Annotated in this window: 18 protein-coding genes; 8 read left to right on the plus strand and 10 right to left on the minus strand. The window is 55.0% G+C overall.

Annotated features, from left to right (window positions below):
* The first annotated feature begins 74 nt into the window (after positions 1–74).
* A complete protein-coding gene (gene mutL, locus FIV45_RS01335) occupies positions 75–1,946 on the plus strand; it encodes a DNA mismatch repair endonuclease MutL (protein ID WP_099472659.1) in 1,872 nt (623 codons plus the stop codon).
* On the opposite strand, the gene FIV45_RS01340 is transcribed toward mutL, so the two are convergent.
* From FIV45_RS01340 to FIV45_RS01350, 3 genes are all read right to left on the minus strand, one after another.
* Positions 1,929–2,168, minus strand: coding sequence for a hypothetical protein (locus FIV45_RS01340; RefSeq protein ID WP_099472656.1), 240 nt, complete (start codon positions 2,166–2,168; stop codon positions 1,929–1,931). The genes mutL and FIV45_RS01340 overlap by 18 nt on opposite strands.
* Positions 2,169–2,281: 113 nt before the next feature.
* Positions 2,282–2,830 (minus strand): 16S rRNA (guanine(966)-N(2))-methyltransferase RsmD, encoded by a 549-nt coding sequence (gene rsmD / locus FIV45_RS01345; RefSeq protein WP_099472654.1) that lies wholly within the window; start codon positions 2,828–2,830, stop codon positions 2,282–2,284.
* A complete protein-coding gene (locus tag FIV45_RS01350) occupies positions 2,827–3,861 on the minus strand; it encodes a pseudouridine synthase (RefSeq protein WP_099472651.1) in 1,035 nt (344 codons plus the stop codon). Before FIV45_RS01350 ends, rsmD begins: the two co-directional genes overlap by 4 nt.
* Before the next feature lie 117 nt (positions 3,862–3,978).
* On the opposite strand from FIV45_RS01350, the gene FIV45_RS01355 reads away from it, so the two are divergent.
* Together FIV45_RS01355 and FIV45_RS01360 are read left to right on the plus strand one after the other, a co-directional pair.
* Positions 3,979–4,413, plus strand: a complete 435-nt coding sequence (locus tag FIV45_RS01355; RefSeq protein WP_204602188.1) for a nucleoside deaminase — start codon at positions 3,979–3,981, stop codon at positions 4,411–4,413.
* Positions 4,414–4,527: 114 nt separating this feature from the next.
* A complete protein-coding gene (locus FIV45_RS01360; RefSeq protein WP_099472644.1) occupies positions 4,528–5,841 on the plus strand; it encodes a mechanosensitive ion channel family protein in 1,314 nt (437 codons plus the stop codon).
* A 39-nt stretch (positions 5,842–5,880) separates the two neighbouring features.
* Here the strand turns inward: FIV45_RS01360 and FIV45_RS01365 are convergent, their stop codons facing one another.
* From FIV45_RS01365 to purD, 3 genes are all read right to left on the minus strand, one after another.
* A complete protein-coding gene (locus FIV45_RS01365; protein WP_099472641.1) occupies positions 5,881–6,108 on the minus strand; it encodes a hypothetical protein in 228 nt (75 codons plus the stop codon).
* A 10-nt stretch (positions 6,109–6,118) separates the two neighbouring features.
* Positions 6,119–7,285: a Na/Pi symporter gene (locus FIV45_RS01370; protein ID WP_099472638.1), complete on the minus strand. Its 1,167-nt coding sequence runs from the start codon at positions 7,283–7,285 to the stop codon at positions 6,119–6,121.
* A 158-nt stretch (positions 7,286–7,443) separates the two neighbouring features.
* Entirely contained in the window at positions 7,444–8,721 is a 1,278-nt protein-coding gene (gene purD, locus FIV45_RS01375) for a phosphoribosylamine--glycine ligase (RefSeq protein ID WP_099472636.1), read from the minus strand.
* A 93-nt stretch (positions 8,722–8,814) separates the two neighbouring features.
* Here purD and xseA point away from each other — a divergent pair, with 93 nt between their 5' ends.
* Positions 8,815–10,284, plus strand: a complete 1,470-nt coding sequence (gene xseA, locus FIV45_RS01380) for an exodeoxyribonuclease VII large subunit (protein WP_204602185.1) — start codon at positions 8,815–8,817, stop codon at positions 10,282–10,284.
* Complete coding sequence (locus tag FIV45_RS01385; protein WP_099472633.1) at positions 10,281–11,096, plus strand: M23 family metallopeptidase; 816 nt, start codon at positions 10,281–10,283, stop codon at positions 11,094–11,096. The genes xseA and FIV45_RS01385 overlap by 4 nt, the downstream gene beginning before the upstream one ends.
* A 1-nt stretch (position 11,097) precedes the next feature.
* Here FIV45_RS01385 and FIV45_RS01390 read toward each other — a convergent pair whose 3' ends face one another.
* The 3 genes from FIV45_RS01390 to FIV45_RS01400 form a co-directional block, all read right to left on the minus strand.
* Complete coding sequence (locus FIV45_RS01390; protein WP_099472631.1) at positions 11,098–11,961, minus strand: TIGR02285 family protein; 864 nt, start codon at positions 11,959–11,961, stop codon at positions 11,098–11,100.
* Between the two features lie 99 nt (positions 11,962–12,060).
* Entirely contained in the window at positions 12,061–13,008 is a 948-nt protein-coding gene (locus FIV45_RS01395) for a GlxA family transcriptional regulator (RefSeq protein WP_099472628.1), read from the minus strand.
* Between the two features lie 24 nt (positions 13,009–13,032).
* Positions 13,033–13,542, minus strand: a complete 510-nt coding sequence (locus FIV45_RS01400) for a hypothetical protein (RefSeq protein WP_133118569.1) — start codon at positions 13,540–13,542, stop codon at positions 13,033–13,035.
* Positions 13,543–13,574: 32 nt separating this feature from the next.
* Between FIV45_RS01400 and FIV45_RS01405 the strand changes: the two genes are divergently transcribed.
* Together FIV45_RS01405 and FIV45_RS01410 are read left to right on the plus strand one after the other, a co-directional pair.
* Positions 13,575–14,180 (plus strand): DJ-1/PfpI family protein, encoded by a 606-nt coding sequence (locus tag FIV45_RS01405; protein WP_099472621.1) that lies wholly within the window; start codon positions 13,575–13,577, stop codon positions 14,178–14,180.
* A gap of 263 nt (positions 14,181–14,443) precedes the next feature.
* A complete protein-coding gene (locus FIV45_RS01410) occupies positions 14,444–15,130 on the plus strand; it encodes a TorF family putative porin (RefSeq protein WP_165776996.1) in 687 nt (228 codons plus the stop codon).
* Between the two features lie 91 nt (positions 15,131–15,221).
* Here the strand turns inward: FIV45_RS01410 and FIV45_RS01415 are convergent, their stop codons facing one another.
* The gene (locus tag FIV45_RS01415; protein ID WP_099472615.1) at positions 15,222–16,589 is read right to left on the minus strand and encodes a TldD/PmbA family protein; all 1,368 of its coding nucleotides are present in this window, start codon (positions 16,587–16,589) and stop codon (positions 15,222–15,224) included.
* Between the two features lie 330 nt (positions 16,590–16,919).
* Here FIV45_RS01415 and FIV45_RS01420 point away from each other — a divergent pair, with 330 nt between their 5' ends.
* Positions 16,920–17,333, plus strand: a complete 414-nt coding sequence (locus FIV45_RS01420; protein ID WP_268939768.1) for a MarR family winged helix-turn-helix transcriptional regulator — start codon at positions 16,920–16,922, stop codon at positions 17,331–17,333.
* Positions 17,334–17,348: the final 15 nt, after the last annotated feature.

The raw sequence follows: 17,348 nt of genomic DNA on the forward strand, positions 1-17,348 counted from the left end.
TCAGGGGATTTTGTTCACAGGGTGATCGAAATAAGGTAATCTTGTGACAACATAAGCGCGGGAGAATATGAGCCTTGAAAATTCGTCTTTTATCGGAAAATACCATCAATCAAATCGCCGCCGGGGAGGTCATTGAACGACCGGCCAGCGCCGTGAAGGAACTGGTGGAAAATGCCATCGACGCCGGGGCCAGCCAGATTGACGTGGTGATGGTCGCGGGCGGACGGGAGCTGATTTCGGTGACAGACAACGGCTGTGGCATGTCGCGGGCGGAAATAGAACTGGCGGTGGAACGTCATGCCACCTCGAAACTGCGCGAGGATGATCTGACCGACATCAAAACCATGGGGTTTCGCGGGGAAGCCCTGCCATCGATCGCCTCGGTCAGTCGTTTTTCCCTGACCAGCCGGGCGGCGGGCAGTGAAGAGGCCTGGAAAATGCAGATCGACGGCGGGGCCAAACAGGCCGTGCAGCCGGCGGCGCAAAGCCAGGGCACCCGTATCGAGGTTCGGGATCTGTTTTACGCCACCCCGGCGCGGCTGAAGTTTCTCAAGGCGGAACGAACCGAATTTAATTATGCGCTGGACGTGATCAAGCGGCTGGCCATGGCGCACCCGGATGTGGGTTTTTCTCTGCAGGATGGTGAGCGGCGGGCATTCCGTGTCTCTGCGGCCCAGGGGGAGCTGCTTGACGCCCGGCTGCGGCGCCTGACGGCGGTGCTGGGGACGGAATTTGGCGACAATGCCCTGGCGATTGAGGTGGAGCGCGAAAATATCAAGCTCGGCGGCTATGCCGGCCTGCCAACCTATAACCGGGGCAATGCCCAACATCAGTTTCTGTTTGTCAATGGCCGCCCGGTTAAGGACAAGTTGTTGATCGGTGCGGTGCGCGGGGCCTATATGGATTATCTCGCCCGCAATCGCCATCCGGTGCTGGCGCTGTTTCTTGAAGTGCCGACCGCGATGGTTGATGTCAATGTGCATCCGGCCAAGGCCGAAGTCCGCTTTCGCGATAGTGGCCATGTGCGCGGCCTGATTGTCGGATCCCTGAAACGGGCGCTGGCGGAAGCGGGGCATCGCGCCGCCACCACCGTCGCCCAGTCGGCGCTGGGGTCGTTTCAATCCGGCGGCGCGGCTGCGGATGCGTCTTCTTCTTACCAGGGGGGGCGGTACGGCGGTTCTTATCGACCATCAACACCATCCTACGAGACACGGGCGCACGGGCAGGCGTTTCAGAAACCATTGTCTTCACCCGGCCTTTCTGATCACGGGCAAATGCCCTTTGGTGATCATTTCGCCCCGCCACAGGGGCGGGTGGAAATAGACGATCCCGTGGCGCAAGCTCCGGCTGCCGTCGATCTGGTGAACTATCCCCTGGGGGCGGCGCGGGGGCAGCTGCATGAAACCTATGTGGTGTCGCAGGTGAAGGACGGCATTGTGATTGTTGATCAGCATGCGGCCCATGAACGTTTGGTCTATGAACGCATGAAGGGATATCTTCTGGACAATCAGGTGCCGCGGCAGGTGCTGTTGATCCCGGAAGTGGTGGAATTGGAACAGGACGCGGTAGATCGCCTGTTGCCCCGGGCGCAAGAGTTGCAGGAACTCGGGCTTTGTATAGAGCCTTTCGGGGATGGCGCGGTAGTGGTGCGGGAAGCACCGGCCTTGCTCGGCGATACAGATATCAAGGGATTGGTGCGGGACCTTGCCGATGAACTGGTTGAACTGGATCAGGCGTTGTCATTAAAGGAACGCATGGAAGAGGTTTGTTCGACCATGGCCTGTCACGGCAGTGTGCGGGCCGGCCGGCGGCTGACTGTTGCGGAAATGAACGCTTTGTTACGGGAAATGGAACAAACCCCGCATTCCGGTCAATGTAATCACGGACGGCCCACTTATGTGGAACTGAAGCTCGGCGATATCGAACGGTTATTCGGTCGGCGCTGACGGCCATATACTTGTGATTTCCTCGTCGTCCTGGGATGCATCACGCGGGCCCTGGGCCTTCAGTTCATCAATGGCAATTTTCAGATGCAGGCTGACGTCCGGCAATCCAATGCTGTCGGCCTCTTCACATAAATAATACAGGGTATTGATCATGGCGGCATATTCAAATTTTACATCTGTGACATACGCCATGGCGCTCGCGATATCGTCTTCCTGGGACATGTGACCTTTCCTTTATATTTCTGCCTTATATAAAAATCAACTATAACGTGTGTTTATTATAGATATATCAAATGCAGAGAGAAAAGGGAAGGTAAAATATAGAAAAACACGTGTTAAGATATTACTTCCAGAAAGGAGAAGTGGGCTTCTCCATAGGTTTTTTCCGTTGAAACTTTAAGAAAATCAGGGAATTCTATGGGGTTGGCGGCAGCATACTCTGCGATAACAAGGCAATCTTTAGCCATGTAGCCAGATTTTTTCAAAGAGATTATAGTCTCATTTATCACGTTTAAGTTGTATGGCGGGTCGAGAAATATGAAATTGAACTGTGCCGTCGGACGCGGCAGTATGGGGGCAGAAACGCACTTTATACGTGTCTTTTTTTCAGCTTGCAACAGGGCGATATTTCTTTTCACCAGATCAAGAGAGGGGCGGTGCTTGTCGAAAAAAGTGACATGGGCGGCCCCGCGTGACAGGGCTTCGAGGCCGAGCGCGCCGGTGCCGGCAAAAACGTCAAGCACATTGGCGCCTGTCAGCGAAATGGGGGCATGGGAGAGGATGTTGAACATGGTCTCTCGCATGCGATCCGAAGTCGGACGGATATCCTGGTTAGATGGCGAAAGCAATTTCCGCCCACGATATTGTCCGCTGATAATTCTCATTTTTTCCCCGAGGGCCGCGGTGTTTTAGCGCGGGCGGTGGCGGGGGACTTGCCGCGCGGGGGTGTCGAAGGCCGGTTGCCCCGGACCTTTTTCGGCAGATCTTCTTCGAAACGTTTCGGGTCTGTACGTTTTTTGTTGGCGCGCCGGTTATTGGTTTTGGGTTTCGCCTTGGCCCAGCCCTGGCGTTCTTTGGCTGGCCGCGAACTGGGTTTTTCGGCTGTAACGCCGCCGGGAGCTTCGATGCCTTTGTCCTTGAAGTATTCGGCGCAATGCAGGTGGGTGTCCTTGGTCGGCACCTCCAGAATTGTGCCCCGGGCCATTTCTTTCAGTTCAAACGGGCCGTATGACAGCCGGATCAGGCGCGTCACCTGCAAGCCGATATATTCGAGCAGCTTGCGCACTTCCCGGTTTTTGCCTTCGCGAATGGCGATGGTCAGCCACAGATTGGATTTTTCCCGGCTTTCATTAATGTCGATCTTGACGCCGCGATATTTGACATCGTCGATGGTCAGGCCCCGGCGGATTTCCGCCAGCCGGTCGCGATCGAAATAACCGTGACAGCGCACCTTGTAGGTCCGCAACCAGCCTGTGGACGGCAGTTCCAGCCAACGGGACAATTCCCCGTCATTGGTCAGCAGCAGCAGGCCTTCCGTATTCAGATCAAGGCGGCCGACGGACAGGACCCGCGGCATATTGGCCGGCAGGGCTTCAAATACAGTCGGGCGGCCATCGGGGTCGAAATAGGTGGTCACCCGACCGGCCGGCTTGTGGTACAGCCAGATTTTGGTGGGTTCCGGCGGATTGACTTTCTGGCCATCGACGGTGATTCCCTCGACGCTGGTGATCAGGGTGGCGGGGGTATCAATTACCCGGTCGCCCTGCTTGACCATGCCGGCTTCAATCATCCGTTCCACGGCCCGGCGTGAGCCGACACCGGCCCGGGCGAGCATTTTTGCGATGCGTTCGCCTTTGGCGGGAGCATCCTGAGGTTCTGTGCCGGCCGTAGCGGGCTTTTGCGTTTCATCTGTCATGCCGGCAATGTAGGCCTAATTTTGTAAAAATCAACATTTTGCTGATATTCTGTGATAATGCTGGGGGCGCAAAGAAGGAAAGCGGCCCTTGTGATGAGCGGACATAAGAATAAATACATGGAATTAGCCCTGAAAGAGGCGGAAAAGGCCGCGTTGCGTGGCGAAGTGCCCGTGGGGGCGGTGATTGTTGCGGGCGACAGCGGCGCGGTGATTGCGGTGGCCTCCAACCGGGTGATGGAGGACCGGGACCCTTCGGCGCATGCGGAACTTCTGGCGATTCGCGCGGCCTGCGCGGCGTTGGGAAGTGAACGGCTGCCGGGGTGTGATCTCTATGTCACGCTGGAGCCTTGCCCCATGTGTGCGCAGCTGATTTCCTTCGCCCGTCTGCGGCGTCTGTATTTTGCCGCCGATGACCCGAAAGGCGGGGGGGTGGAAAATGGTCCCCGGGTCCTGCATGCCTCAAGCTGCCACCATCAGCCGGAAATCTACGGTGGCATCGGGGCGAGGCCGGCGGCGCAGATGTTGAAAAAGTTCTTTCAGGCGCGCCGCTAAGCCTCCCGACCGTGAAAGGGTAATGGTTTATCTGTTTGCTGTTACGGTTTTTTTTAGCTACCATTCCCGGACAAGGATAATTCATAATACTTCAAGCGCAGGCGTGGTTCTCTTATGAATGAATTAATTGCAAAAGCCGAGACATGGCTGGCCGCCGTGGTGGTCTGGATAGATGTCACCCTCTTGTCCTATCAAAGCCTGGTCCAGTTGGGGATAATTCTTCTTCTCTGGGGCATCAGTTGGGGAATCGTACGACTGGTGCGGTTTATGTTTCCTGTGGGGCTCGGCCGGTATGAAATTTATCGACGTCTGCAACCCCAATTGTCCCCCCTTTATGACCTGCTGTTGTGGGCTGTGATGATCGGGCTGGTCAAGGCCGTGGCGGACCAGAAGGAAATCCCCACCACGGCATTCAATATTGCGGAAAGCCTGATCTGGGCCTGGATCGTCATTCGTCTGGCCACCAGCCTGATTGATAACCGGGAAATTGCCCGGTTGGTGCGGGCCTTTGCCTGGGGTGTGGCGGCGCTGAACATAGTCGGCTGGCTTACGCCATTGATTGAATTTCTTGATCAGATGACCTTTTCACTCGGGCAGGGGGAAGTCAGCGCGCTGGGCATTCTGACGGGTGTATTGACCCTGATATTTCTGGTGTGGCTGGCGCTGATCAGTACGAATTTTCTTGAAAGCTGGCTGGGCAAGGTGCAGGGGGTTAATCCGTCCGCCCGGGTTCTGCTGTCGAAAATTGCCCGCATTGTACTGATTGCCGCGGCCTTTCTGTTTGCGGTGTCCAGTGTCGGGATTGACCTGACAGTCTTTGCTGTCTTTGGCGGGGCGATCGGTGTCGGGCTTGGTTTTGGTCTGCAGAAAGTGGTGTCCAACTTCGTCAGCGGGGTGATCCTGCTGATGGACCGATCTATCAAACCGGGGGATGTGGTGGAAGTTTCAGGCACCTATGGCCGGATCAACAAGCTGGCCGGGCGCTATACGTCGGTGATTTCCCGCGATGGCCGGGAACATCTTATTCCAAATGAGGATATGGTCACCCAGACCGTGGTCAACTGGACCTTTTCCCACCGCATGGTGCGGCGTCATTTGCAGGTGGGAATTTCCTACAAAAGCGATGTGGACCTGGCCATGAAATTGATGGTGGAGGCGGCGGAAGAAGTGCCGCGGGTGCTGGATGATCCGGCGCCGCGGGTTCAGTTGCGCGGATTTGGCGACAGCTCCATTGATCTGGAACTGCGCATGTGGATCCGGGATGCCAAAAACGGCGTCAGCAATGTGGCCAGTGATGTCAATTATCTCATCTGGAAGAAATTCAACGAGCATGGTGTTGAATTCCCTTATCCGCAGCGGGATATTCATATCGTATCGGATGAGAAAAAGGCGGAGACGCTGGTTGCGCCGTCCGCCGAAAAATCATAAATAGAAAGCACCACGTCCGTCCGGAAACGGGCGGCGGGGTTACGTCTTTTTGCTGTCTTCTATAATTTTCTGAATGAAGGCTTTTATCGTCGACAGATGAGGTTCGGCCTCTTTCAGGTGATCCTCAAGATGATCAATTTCCTCATGCTGTTTATCAAGCTTGCGCTTTTGCAGTTCTTCCTTGAGCAGGACCAGAACCTCTTCGGTTTCCTTGATCAGGCTCTTCAATTTGCCTTTTGACAGGCCGGAAAAATCCTCATGTTCCATCATGGTGTCCTTATGCAAAAAATTGATATAGAAAGACCATAAGGCCGGGGGTAACAAAGAATACGCCAACCATATAGATCAGCGCAATGATTTTGCGCTTGGCCGCGACCCTGGCAAGCCACATGGCGCCGCGGATCGGTATCTTGCGCAGGTTCTTGATGCCATAAATCAGGATGACAGCGGCAGAGTTGTAAATCAGATGCACCAGGGCAATCTGCAGGGCCAGAATGGCGGTCGGGCCGGAAATCGCCGTTGCCGCCAGAAGGGCTGTGATGGTGGTGCCGATATTGGCCCCGAGGGTAAAAGGATAAATCTGTTTCAGTTTGAAGACCCCGTTACCGGCAAGCGGCACCATCAAACTTGTGGTGGTCGAAGAGGATTGAACCAGAATGGTCACGACCGAACCGGAAAAGATACTGGTCAGGGGGCCACGGCCAATGGAAGCATGCATGATTTCCTTTGCCCGGCCAACCATCAGTTTTTTCAACAATTTGCCGATAAATACGATGGCGCAGAAAATAATGGTGATGCCGAAGATCACCAGAATGATGTAGGTGCCCTGCTCTGAAATCATATGGGCCAGATTTTTGAATTCTGCGATGACCGGTTTGGTAATCGGTTTGATGAAATTCAGACCTTTAACACTCATATTTTCTCCACCGACAAAATGCTCGGCGAGAAAACCGGCCGCTTTTTGCAAGGGGTGAAAAATAATTTCAATGGGCAGGAAGATGGCGACCGCCATCAGATTGAAGAAGTCATGCACGGTGGCGGCGGCAAACGCCCGGCGGAATTCTTTGTTGCGCCCGATATGGCCAAGGCTGACGATGGTATTGGTGATGGTGGTGCCGATGTTGGCGCCCATGATCATGGGCACCGCCATTTCAACCGGCAGGCCGCCCGCGACGAGACCGACGATGATTGAGGTCACCGTAGAGGAGGATTGCACCATGGCGGTGGCGATGACGCCGACAATCAGACCCATAAAGGGGTTGGTGGCGAAGGCAAAAAGATCCCCAACCTGACCTTTTGTCGCGCCTTTGAAACCGCTGCCGATCATGCCTACGGCCATAACCAACATGTAAATCAGGAAAATAACCGTCAGCCACTGCAGTGTCTTTTTGACCAGGCTGTTATTTTCTTCCGTCTGTACCCCGGACGCTGAAAAATCATTCATTATCTTTACTCGGTGTGTTTAAACCAGAAACATTCATCAATTTGTGACGGCATAATTTCAGTTATATGACCAAATAGCAACAAAACTATGGTCAAAAGCGTTACTTGTAACACTACTGAAACATAACTGTAACACAGCGTAAGATTTTGAGGCCAGTCTTAGTTTTTTTCGCGTTCGACGGCGCGCCAGCCAATATCCCGGCGGCAGAAACCGTCAGGCCAATCGATTTTATCGACGGCGGCATAGGCGGTGGTCTGGGCCTGGGTTACGGAGTCGCCAAGTGCGGTGACATTAAGCACCCGTCCGCCGGTGGCGAAAATATGACCGCCTTCCTGTTTTGTGCCGGCATGGAAGATCATACAATCCTCATTCTCTCCGGCCTCGGACAGATTACCGATCAGGGTATTTTTCTCATAAGATTCTGGATAACCGTTGGCCGCCATCACAACGGTGAGAGCGGACCGGTCGCGCCAGTCGAGCTTGATCAGGTCGAGGCCGCCCTCGGCGCTGGCGATCAGGGCCGGAAGAATATCGGATTTGAGACGCATCATCAGCACCTGACATTCCGGATCGCCGAAACGCACGTTATATTCAATCAGTTCCGGTCCCTTCTCGGTGATCATCAGCCCGGCGAAAAACACGCCGCGGAACGGGTGGCCGCGTTTCTTCATGCCGCGCACGGTCGGCAGGATGATCTCATCAATGGTGCGCCGGGTCATCTCGGGCGTCATCACAGGGGCGGGGCTATAGGCGCCCATGCCGCCGGTATTGGGGCCCGTGTCGCCTTCGCCGACCCGTTTATGGTCCTGGGCGGTGGCAAGCGGCAGGATATTGTCGCCGTCACACAGCGCGAAGAAACTGGCTTCCTCGCCGACGAGGAATTCTTCGATCACCAGCTCGGCCCCGGCGGCGCCAAACTGTCCGCCGAAAATGTCGTCGATGGCGGCGTTGGCCTGGTCGAGGGTTTCAGCGATGATCACGCCCTTGCCGGCGGCGAGACCGTCAGCCTTGACCACGATCGGCGCGCCTTTGTCCTGGGCGAAGGCCTTGGCGCTGGCGGCATCGGTAAAGCGGCCGTAAGCGGCAGTGGGGATGTTGAATTCGGCACAGAGGTCTTTCGTAAAGCCTTTCGAGCCTTCCAGTTGCGCGGCGTAAGCCTTGGGGCCAAAGGCGGCGATATTTTCTTGATCGAGATGATCGACAAGGCCGTCAACCAACGGGGCTTCCGGGCCGACGACGACAAAGCCGATATCATGGGCGCGGCAGAAGGTGACGACGGCGTCATGATCGGTCACATCAAGGCTGACGCTGGTGGCGAGCTCCTGGGTGCCGCCGTTGCCGGGTGCGATATAGATTTCATCGGCCAGCGGGCTTTGGGCAATTTTCCATGTCAGGGCATGTTCGCGTCCACCGGAACCAATCACCAGAATATTCATCGTCAACATCCTTTATCATCATTTGGCCTTTGTCATCATTAGGCCTTTATCTGAGCTGAGCTCTCTTGTAGCATAGGGGCAACTGGAAACAAGGTGAAAAAATCACGGAATATGTCTGATTATCCCTACAATGCTGAACAAAAAGCCAGCAACGCCCCGGAATATAGTGTCACTGAATTGAGCATGGCCCTGAAACGCACGGTCGAGGACACCTATGGCTACGTGCGGCTGCGCGGGGAAATCTCCGGTTTCAAGCGCGCCGCCTCCGGCCATATTTATATGGCGTTGAAGGATGACAAGGCGGTGATGGACGCCGTGATGTGGAAAGGCGTGGCGGGAAAGCTCGGCTTCCGGCCGGAAGACGGCCTTGAAGTGATCGCCACCGGCAAGCTCACCACCTACCCCGGGCGTTCTAAATATCAGATCGTTATCGAGCGAATGGAGCCCGCCGGGGCCGGGGCGCTGATGGCGCTGCTGGAAGAACGCAAAAAACAACTCGCCGCCGAGGGCCTGTTTGATCAAAGCCGCAAGAAGATGATTCCGTATTTGCCGCAGGTGATTGGCGTCGTGACGTCACCCACCGGGGCGGTAATCCGCGATATCCTGCACCGGTTGTCGGATCGCTTTCCCCGCCATGTGCTGGTCTGGCCGGTGATTGTTCAGGGTCAGGGGGCCGCCGAACAGGTGGCCGAGGCGATTCGCGGCTTTAACGCCCTGGAAAAAGGCGGCGCCATTCCCCGCCCCGATCTGCTGATTGTCGCCCGGGGCGGCGGCAGTCTGGAAGATCTCTGGGCCTTCAACGAGGAAGTGGTGATCCGGGCGGTGGCTGACAGTGAAATTCCGCTGATCTCGGCGGTCGGCCATGAGACCGACACCACCCTGATTGATTATGCCTCCGACTTGCGGGCCCCGACGCCGACGGCGGCGGCGGAACATGCGGTGCCGGTGCGCGATGACCTGCTCTATACGGTTCAGGATCTGGGCACACGTCTCAACCGGTCGGTGCGGCGGATGGTCAGCGACAAGGCGCAGAAGCTTGACGGGCTCGGGCGCGGGTTGCCCAAACCTTCCGATATGTTGGCCCTCAGCCGTCAGCGGTTCGATGATGTGGCCGAACGGCTGCCCCGGGCGCTGAAGTTGCTCGGCGAACGGCGTCAGATGCAGCTTGACAGCGTCAGCCGGATGCTGCGGCCGGACCTGCTGCGCCGTGATATTGTCCGCACCCAGGAAAAGACTCAGGAACTCGGTCTCAGGCTCGACCGGGCGGAAGGGCAAAATCTGCGCCAGATGCGCGAGCGGTTCGAGGCCACCAGCCGTCTGTTCGACAGCCTGAATTACAAGCGGGTGCTGGACCGCGGTTTCGCGGTTATTCGTGACGCGGGCGGCAAGGCGCTTTCCTCGGGGGCGGGATTGAAATCCGGCGATGGCATCGGCATTGAATTCAAAGACGCAGAGGTCGCGGCGGTGGTGGCCGGCGGACCAGCCCCGACCCGGAAAAAAACCGCGGCCAAGACCAAGAATAAAGCGGCGTCCGGGGACAACCGTCAAGGAAGTCTGTTATGAGATTTTTTCGGATGATGTTTCGGGCGATGATGCTGGCGTTTGTGCTTACCGGGGCGGCGCAGGCAAAAAATGCGCTCGGCTTGCCGGATACCCTGATCCAGGGCGGTTTCTATGTCGGCAAGGTCGCGCCGGGCGGTCAGGTCTGGCTCGGGGACCGTAAGCTGAAGGTCTCCGGAGAAGGTGATTTCGCCTTCGGCCTCAACTGGAAGCAGGGGGCGATGCTGAAAATGACCTATGCCGCCCCGGGGGGACAAAAAATTCCGCAACGCTTCACGGTGACGCCGCAGACATATGACGTGACCCATATCGATGGCCTGCCGCAAAAGATGGTGACGCCGCCTGCGGAGGTACTCGCCCGCATCCGGGCGGACGGCGCCCGGGTGGGCAAGGCCCGCACCACCGACAGTGCGCGCAAGGATTTCACACAAGGTTTTATCTGGCCGGTGCGGGGGCGGATCAGCGGTAATTTCGGTAACCACAGGATTCTTAACGGCACTCCGAAAAGTCCCCATACGGGCATGGATATCGCCGCGCCCGAGGGCACGGATATTGTCGCGCCGCTCGGCGGCAAGGTGACGATGGTGTCGGACCTTTATTATACCGGCAATACGCTGATCATCGATCACGGCTTCGGCGTCAGCACGGTGTTCGCCCATCTGCAGCAGGTGGCGGTGAAAGAGGGGCAGGATATTCGTCAGGGGGAAAAGATCGGCACCGTCGGGGCGACCGGTCGCGCCACGGGACCTCATCTGCACTGGGGCCTGAACTGGTATAAGGAACGGCTCAACCCGGCGCTGGTGTTGGGGGAGTAGGCTACTCGCCGATCTTGAGGAATTCCGTCTGGTATTTTTCCCGGTAAAGCGTGCGTAGATTTCCCCCGATCCAGGCTTCATACGCCTCACGGTATTCTTCGGTCTGACGCACCTTTTTTAAAGCGCGGCTGATGGCGGCGATGGCGTCCTTACCCTGGGGGGTTTTGCTGCACACGGCCCAGGAATGCCCAAAAAGCTGACTTTCGGTAATGGGAATGGTCACGATGTTGTCCATGTTATCCATCTGTCGGGTCAGATAACTGACTTCTTCCGGATAGGCGAACATATAGGTGAAACGGTTATGCTGCAGCATCCGCAACATGGTTTCACTGAATTGTGCGTTGGCGGTGGTTCTGATGTGGGGGGCGCCCTGATGGCGATCAAGAATGGCTTGCAGGCCTGGTGTGTATTTACGGCCTTCTGACAGCATCAGAATCAGATCTTTATTTTTCAGGAGCAGGTTTAGAGATATTTTTTCTGGCCGGCCCCAGGATTCGAATGTTTCTTTTCGGGTGACGATTTGAATATCGAAAAAATGAAATACCGGGACGGTGGAAAAGGACATGATATCCATCCTTTCCGGTGTCTTCATCACCCCGACGGCACATTTGAGGGGGCCATTCTTGACGTCCTGGGTGGCGCGCTGGTAATTTCCGCCCAGATGCATGGCATGGTCATAGTCCGGCAATTCCGCCTGGATCAGACGCAGCATTTTAACCCCATACCCGGTATAGGCATCATCCCTGACATAGGTAATGGGGGGTTCCTGTGCCAGAACCCAGGTTATTTTTTCCTTGGCTGATGTCGTGCTTTGCCCTGTCAGCAGCATCAGGCTTGCGACCAGGGGGTACATAAGGCGCGGCATATCGAACAACTTTATCAAAAGTTACCTTTCAGACAGGTGAAGGAAGGTTTCAGGCTAGCACGATATTGCGCCAAGGTAAAATTTTACGTCATATTTGTGTCATATACCAAACCGTTGACGATATTCGCTGGGGGATACCGCCATGTGGCGCTGGAAGTTTCGCCGCAAAATTTCCGGGCTGCTATAGCCGCATTGATGGGCGATTTGATCAAGGTTGAGTCGGGTTTCCGCCAAGGCCCGTCGGGCATTTTCCAGGCGGGCTTTTTCGACGAACTTTCCCGGGGACAGGCCGACGGCGCGGGTGAAGTGGCGAATGAAGGTACGTTCGGTCATATGGGCGTCTTCCGCCATCTGGGGAATACGATAGTCGCGGTTGGGGTGGGTCATGATCTGCAGGCAGAGATCTGCAAAGTCTTTTGTTTTTGTCTCCTGGGCGATCTGAAACGCGGAAAATTGCGATTGCCCGCCCGGTCGGCGGTAGAAAATCACGAGATGGCGGGCGATGGTCGTGGCAGCTTGTCGCCCCTGGTCTTCCTCCACCAGCGCCAGGGCGAGATCCATGCCGGCGGTTACCCCGGCGGAGGTGATGATTGACCCCTGCCGGATATAAAGCGCGTCGGGATTGACGGTCACGCGGGGATTTTTCTTCTGCAACTGGGTGGCATAGGCCCAGTGGGTGGTTATGGTTTTGCCGTCGACCAGTCCGGCGGCGGCCAGAAGAAACGCGCCGGTGCAGATGGAGATCAGGCGGCGCAGCTTAGGGGCCTCCTGCTTCAGATATTGTACCGTGATCGGATCCGTGGCTGCTTTGCGACTGCCGTCGCCACCGGAAATAATCAGGCTGTCAAAACCGGTGAGATCCCGAAACGGTTCGGTATCAATCATCATGCCGCAGGTGGCGCGGCAGGGGCCACCGACAAGCGACAGATAGTGGATATCATAGACGCCGCCAGGGGCCAGTTCATTGGCGCTGCTTAGCACCTGGGCCGGGCCGGTGACATCAAGGATTTGAAACTGGTCAAACAGCAGGAAAGCGATTTTTCTCATGTTGATCTCGAATCGGGGCAATCTTTATATCAAAAAGCGTTTAAAAGCCCTGAGCATGTAATAGACAATGCCGATCACCAGAATGAATTCAAGCAGGGCCCGCGGCCAATAGCCCATATAAGTCATGGTGAAATAGGTTAACCCGGCGGCGAGAAGCAGCACTAAGGGGTAAGGCAGCCAGCCATAGGGGGAATCGGACTGTAAAACCGTAATGGCCTTGCCCCGGGGCGAACACCGCCAGATGCGCAGGCCGATATAGAGGGCCGCCGCGAAGGTCAGGAATTGCGATCCAATATATTTGAACTGGGCGGGCAAGGGCCAGAAAATAACGGCTGTTACGATTACAACGCCGAGCACCAGCGCAGGTTTTTTAAAAACCTGTCCCGTCATTTTAGGCTCTTTGGGGCCGTGCCCCGGTTGGGTATCTGTCATGTCTTTATGGTACGACCCGTTGGCCGATGGGTAAAGCCTTTTGCGGTGAAATGGCATAAATCGTGGGTAATATGTCATTTTCGCCAGATTGAGGATAGTCATAATGGACTCTTCTATAAATAAAGGAGTGTGAAATGTTTACCATCGGTATTATTTTATTTGACGATTTCGAAGAGCTGGATGCTGTCGGCCCCTGGGAAGTTTTTCGGGTGGCGCAGGAAATGGGGGACGCGGCGGAAGGACCGAAATTACAGTGCGAGATGACATCCTTAAGCGGGAACAGAGTGATGGCTAAAAAAGGCATGGAGGTCATTGTGGACAAGAACCTCAGCGAGGACAGCAGCTATGACCTGATTCTGTTGCCGGGCGGTGCCGGAAGCCGGGCGCTACTGGCCAACCCGGACGCGCTTGAAACAATACGTCAGGTGGCGCAAAAGACACCCTGGGTCACCAGTGTTTGTTCCGGGTCTCTGGTTTATGCTGCGGCCGGGCTTTTGGCGGGCAAGAAATGCACCTCGCATCACAGTTGTTTAGATTTCTTGGCGCAGCTGAGTCCCACCAGTGAAGTCGTGAAAAATCATCGGTTTGTCCGGGATGGTGCGGTCATTACGTCGGCGGGGGTTTCGGCGGGGATTGATATGGCGTTGTGGGTGGTGGGGGAAATATATAGCCCGGCCTTTGCCCGCCAGGTGCAGCATTATCTTGAATATTACCCCGATCCTCCCTATCAGACGGCCTGATTTCTGATGTTCTTCTGTGCCGTTTTATTATGCGTTGTGGACTGGGGTGCCAAAAAAAGATGCATGCCATAGTCTTGCCAAATTACTGGTTTAGATAACCAGGGGTAAAAATTTAGCTTAAGCTTATGTTTTATCATTAATATTAGGGTAATTAAATATTAATATAATAGGGTCTAAACTCAAGACCTGAAATTGGCATGCTATTTGAATAGTAGTGCAGTAGGCAGAAAAATCTGCTGATAATCAGAACAAAGGAGAGAGACGTGACCTTACGAAGAAAGGCAATATTCACCACATTACTGTTGGCGGGTACCCTGGGGGCAACCTTGCCGGCGCAGGCAGAACTTGGCGGCGGATTTAGCGCCAATATCACCATGACCAATGATTATCGCTTTCGTGGCGTGTCCCTGAATGATGAGGGGTTCTCTCTTCAGGGCGGGCTCGACTGGGCCCATGAGAGCGGTTTTTATGTGGGAACCTGGGCGACCAATATCTCCGATTTCAATGGTGCGAGCATGGAAACCGATTTTTATGGAGGCTATGCCGGTGAAAAAGACGGTATAACCTATGATATTGGGGGCTTGCTCTATCATTATCCGGGCGGGAGCAATACCGACTATTTCGAAGTTTACGGGTCTGTCGGCATGGACCTCGGGTTTGTTTCTGCTTCTGTTGGTTCCAATTATGCCTTCAGCAGTGACAATACAGGTAATGATGACAATCTCTATCTTTATACCAAGGGCGATGTGGTGATCCCGGATACGCCGTTCACCGTCAATCTGCATCTCGGGTATGAAGACGGGGCCTTTGCCAATAAAAAGTGGGACTGGTCCGTGGGAACGTCTGTGGCTTATCAGGGGCTGGACTTCGGTATTACCTATATCGATACCAACCTTGCCGGCGATAATGCCGACGCGACGGTGCTGTTCAGTGTCGGGGCAAGTTTCTAAGGCTTCAGAATTGAAGTTAAAATGAAAAAAGCCGCTCTGCATTCAGGGCGGCTTTTCTTGTCTGGAACAGTTTGTCAGGTGCCTGTGACCATCAGGCCCCCGCAACCATCATCCCGTCGACCCGCAGGGTCGGGGCATCGGTGCCGTATTTCAGCACAAGATCATCGGCGGCGGTCATCTGTAGGAACATGTCCTTGAGATTGCCGGCGATGGTGATCTCATTCACGGGATAGGAAATCTTGCCGTCTTCAATCCAGAAACCACTGGCGCCGCGACTGTAATCACCGGTGACGCCATTGACGCCCATACCGATGAGGTCAGTGACATACAGCCCCTGTTTGATGTCCTGATAAAGTTCTTCCGGCGGCAGGCTTCCGGCGGCAATATAAAGATTGGTGGTGGACGGCGAGGGCGGGGACGAGGTGCCGCGGCTTGCCCGGCCATTAGCCGTGAGCCCCAGTTGTCGGGCGCTGCTGCTGTCGAGAATCCAGCATTTCAGAATACCGTCCGTGACCACATCCAGAGGCGCGTTGCGGCAGCCTTCCCCGTCAAAGGGTTTGGAGGACGGACCGCGCAGGATATGCGGATTGTCGATGACCGTGATGCCGGGGCTGAAAATCTGTTCTTCCATGCGGTCTTTCAGAAAACTTGTGCCGCGGGCAATGGCCTGACCATTGATGGCGCCGGCCAAATGACCGAGCAGGCTGCGGGACACCCGGGGATCGAAAATTACCGAAGCCTTGCAGGTTTTGGCTTGCCGCGCCCCGAGACGGCGCAGGGTTTTCTCCGCCGCTTCATGGCCGATGGCGGCCGGATCACGCAGATCCATGAAATGACGTTTGGACGAATAGGCATAATCCCGTTCCATTTTGTCATCGGTTCCGGCGATCACGGAAATGCTGAGCGCGAAATGACTGGATTGGTAATGACCGGCAAAGCCGTTGGAATTGGCGGTGGCGATCAGGCCGCTGCTGCTGCTGGCGCTGGCGCCTTCCGAATTGGTAATGCCTTCTGTGGCCAGGGCGGTTTCTTCTACTGTCCGGGCCAGGGCCTGCATCTCGTCGGCGGATTTCACCGTGTCGTCATAGAGATCAAGATCTGGGATATCTTTCGGTGACAGGGCGAGAAGCGCCGGGTCGGCGAGACCGGCATAGGGATCTTCCGGCGCATTGCGCGCCATGTCCATCGCCCGTTCCACCAAGGTGTCGAGAGTAGCATCATTAATGTCGCTGGATGAAATGAGCGCCTGTTTGTGCCCGACCAGAACCCGCAGACCAAGGTCGGTGCTTTCCGCCCGCTCTACGTCTTCAAGGGCGCCCAGTCGCCAGGACACCGATTGCGACTGACCTTCATAGATAACGGCATCACTGGCGTCCGCACCCGCTTTCCGGGCGGCGGTGATTAGATAATCCAGCTTTTCGAGAAAAAGATCAGCTTTTTTTGTGCTGTCTGACGGCATTTCATTTTCCTTACCAATGCTTAAATATTTTGCTATAAAATTGTTTCATGATGCAATCACAAGATGCGTTGTTATTATTTTTAAAGCCTTTTTATAGCCGAGACCTCAAGAAGAATATTCGAATGATCAGATTTTTTAGTGGAATTAGGCAACGATTTTGTATTATATACTATTTAATATATCTTTTAGATAATTGATATTTAAGCCTTAAATATAGAGGCGTTGATATTACAGAAAGTTATTATCACATTTAGTAATTAGTAAAAAGGGGTTCCTTTGGAAATTGTAAAGCCGAGAGCAGAAAGCCAGAGCTTAAACGAGTCTTTGGAAATGTGTGTGTGCACCCAGGTTCGCCGTGCGGCCAGGGCCATAACACGATTATATGATGATGCATTGAATGAAACCGGCATCCGGTATACGCAGATGATAATCTTAATGGTGCTTCATAAACATGAAGGCATTACGGTGAGTGGTCTGGCGGATGAACTTTTGATGGATGCCTCGACAGTGGCGCGTAACTTACGACCACTGGAGAAGCAGGAACTGATTACCATCATGAAGGGCAAGGACCGGCGGCAAAGGCTGTTGGCGTTAAGCCAAAAGGGGATTGAAGCCGTCGAAGAAGGCGTTAAATACTGGAGAGTGGCGCAGTCTAAAATTTCTTCTAACTTTAGCGAGCAGCAGTTCCGCAGCCATATTGAGGCCGTCGCCGCCCTTGAGGTTGTGGCGACAAACGCGTCATAATCCGGCCTATCCGGG

The sequence above is a fragment of the Paremcibacter congregatus genome, from assembly GCF_006385135.1.
Classification (GTDB): domain Bacteria; phylum Pseudomonadota; class Alphaproteobacteria; order Sphingomonadales; family Emcibacteraceae; genus Paremcibacter; species Paremcibacter congregatus.